We start from the raw sequence: 3,001 nt of genomic DNA, 5'->3' as shown, positions 1-3,001 counted from the left end.
TCGCAAAAGACAAGAATCGTACAGTACCTTCTGGCGTGGGATTGCGCTGCAACAGATTCATCGCTCATAGTTAAGTACGCATTGTTCGCGGCTGTTTAAAACTCCAAAGACCGCTCATCCTCATGACCAGAGACAACAGGGGCCTGGCTTCGGCAGACCCCGAGACACGGGAGAGGGTGGCAAGAATGGGCGGAGAGGCAAGGGCAGGGGATCCACAGGGCCTGGCAGAGGCAGGCCGCAAGGGCGGAGAGGCGGTGGTCCAGAAATACGGCCCGGAGCACATGGCAGAGATCGGGCGCAGGGGCGGCGAGTCGTCGCGCAGGGGCGCGAAAAGAATGCGAAGGGAAGGAGTTGAGGGCGAAAATCCAGGCAGCGTTCCACAAAACGACTCAGGAGCGAACCCTCAGGAGTAGCAGCCTCGCGATACCATCATTATAAAATTATTATATAAATTTCTAATATTTGCAGAAACTTGCGTCATATCTGATAAATATTTGTATCAGTATTTAGAAATCATGCGATGGGGGTATTACGGGGTGTGCGCGATGCTGCCCCTTTTGATGGTGGGGGGCATCTCTGTTTTTGCGCAGGATGCAGAAAGATGCGATGCCAAGTTGTGCTATATAGAGATAACAAGGGACGGGTTTGTGCCGTCCGACGTCGCGTTAAGCGCAGGGAGCACCATAGTGTGGAGAAATGTAGACGAGAGGGTCCATGCAGTAAGCATCTACAATCAGGACGAAAGCCTGCTTTTCAACTCTACCCTTCTAAAGAGTGGCGACGTCTTTCAGTTCACTTTTTCAGGCAATACTTTTGCCAGGTACAGGTATTTCGACGAGGCGTCTACCGGCTTGGCCGGCGAGATAAGGGTCGGCCCGCAGCCGTACGACACCGTGAAGAGCATCAAGGTTGACTTTACCAATCCCGGCTCCGGAGTAAAGAGCATATTTCTGAGCAGGGGCAACGTCACCAGCGTCGAGCTCTTGCCCGAGTCCACGGCCATGCAGGTGGGCGTGAGTGCAGACGGCGACGACACGTTGAGAATAAAGCTGGACAGAAAGCTGTTTGATTCCCGGCTCTCTGGCAGGGACGCGCCTTTCAACGTGACTGCTGACGGGCAGCAGGCGCCTTACACCGACATTGCAACGTCGGCTGAAAGGGTAGCGTACATTCCAATCCCGCAGGGCGCGACGACCATCCGCGTGGTAGGGACCCACATGTCGACAGAATTGCTGGGCTATGACAGGGCAATCGCGACTCTTGAGGAGGCGGACACAACTATTGGCGACTACAGGGACAAAGGCGTGATAATAAGCGAGGCTGACGACCTGCTTTTGCAGGCAAGAAACGCGTTTGGAGCCGGCAAGTACACTTTTGCAGAGGAGCTGGCAAAAGAGGCGATACAGGTCGCGCACAGCGCCAGCAGGGCTGCAAACGCGGCCAGCAGGGCCATGGGCGAGGCAGAGGCGTCGATAAGGACCACCAAGACACTGGGCCTCGACGTGTTGGATGCAGAAGAGATCCTCATGCACACCAAAGAAAAATACTCCTACGGCGGCTACGGTGACGCGCTCAACATGGCAGTCCAGGCAAGGATAGCGGCGGCAAGCAAGAGCGATCAGATCGTTCTCCTTGGCGCGGTGGGGGCGTCTGCCCTTGGAGGGTTTGCATATCTTTACCGCAGGACGCAGGGCAAAAAACAGGGGCCAGTTGAGGTACAGCCGTTGCCGGTAGTGGACCAGCCGCTTGACCTTGAAAGGGCGTTTATCGAGAAGCCGCACCTGAGGAGCGACGACAGGCAGGTGCTCCAGTACATAGTAGGCAGGGGAGGCGAGGTGCTTCTCGCAGAAATCCGAAACGACTTTGGCCTCCCAAAGAGCAGCGCTTGGAGGCTTGTAAAGCGCCTGGAGCGCGAAGAGCTGATAGACATCATCAAGTTTGGAAACCAGAATCTCATAAGGTGCAGGCAAAAGGCCAAGGATTAAGTCAGAAAAAAGGAGAGGGTTCCGGAGAGTCCGGATTATCGTGTGCTTGTGCTGTTGCCAGAGGTTGAGCCGCTGCCAGTCGAGCTGCTTGTTGTGTTGCCGGATGTGCTTGACCCAGTTGTGCTCGATGTTCCACCTGATGTGCCTGTGCTAGAGCCTGTCGTGTTGCCGGATGTCGCACCGCTTGTGCTGCCTGTAGTGTTGGACGCTGTGCTACCGGTGTCGCTAGACGTGCTTCCTATGTTGTTCGATGTGCTGTTGCTCGAGGTGCTGTTTGTTCCTACAAGCTCTGTCAGCGATTTGTGCGCAGTAAAGGTTGCAGATGCAGTGTTGCCAGAAGAGTCGCTTGCAGTCACCTGCTGCGCTCCGCTGTTGCCTTCTGGAACGGTCATCTGTGCAATAAAGATGCCAGAGCTGTCGGTGCTTGGGCTAGGCAAAGCAGATCCACCAAAGGACAGAGTCACGTTCCCCCCTGATGCAAAGCCGGAGCCAATTATTGTCGTCATGTCGCCGGCCAAGCCGGAGTCTGGCGTAAGCATCAGCGTTGCCCTGCCAGTGGTCTGTTGTGCACCTCCGGTGGAGGAAGACGGCGTCGTGGTTGTGGATGTGCCGTTCGTTGAGGTGGCGCTGGTGTTTATGCCTGTAGTTGCGCCGCTCAAGTTGCTTGTTGCGTTGCCAGTAGGGGCGCCAGTGGTACTGGACGTAGTGTTTGTTGTGCCGGTGCTTGTGGATGTGCTCGGTGTTGGGCTGCCAGACGTCGGCGATGAAACGGCGAAGGTTCCCTCGATCATCAGCCTGAAGGAATTGGTGCCCTCCATCGAGTGGTTGACGTTCATGCCCTGCACGGTCATGCCGCTGCCCTTGATGGTCACCGTTGTCGTTGCACCTGCGGCTGGCGATATGTCGACCGAGCTGGAGAATCCGCCGTCTTGTGTCTCTAGGTTGCTGGCGAGCGTGGCGTTTGTCTGCGCCGAAGTGGCTGCGCCAGTTGCAGAGCTTCCAGTGCTGGAAGTCGC

The 3,001-nt window shown here is 56.2% G+C and carries 3 protein-coding genes; all 3 read left to right on the top strand.

What is annotated here, in order from left to right; translation table 11 throughout:
• Positions 1-122: 122 nt before the first annotated feature.
• Positions 123-413, top strand: coding sequence for a KGG domain-containing protein (locus ACREAY_RS11010; RefSeq protein ID WP_431755819.1), 291 nt, complete (start codon positions 123-125; stop codon positions 411-413).
• 102 nt (positions 414-515) lie between these two features.
• Positions 516-1,985: a DUF7343 domain-containing protein gene (locus tag ACREAY_RS11005; RefSeq protein WP_431755818.1), complete on the top strand. Its 1,470-nt coding sequence runs from the start codon at positions 516-518 to the stop codon at positions 1,983-1,985.
• Between the two features lie 54 nt (positions 1,986-2,039).
• Positions 2,040-3,001: hypothetical protein (locus ACREAY_RS11000; protein ID WP_431755817.1), on the top strand; the 962-nt coding region annotated here is incomplete at its 3' end.

Origin of the sequence: Nitrososphaera sp., assembly GCF_050748925.1 — an archaeon.
GTDB lineage: Archaea > Thermoproteota > Nitrososphaeria > Nitrososphaerales > Nitrososphaeraceae > Nitrososphaera.
The sequence above is the reverse complement of the archived record's forward strand: the minus strand, read 5'-3'. Positions and strand labels throughout refer to the sequence as shown.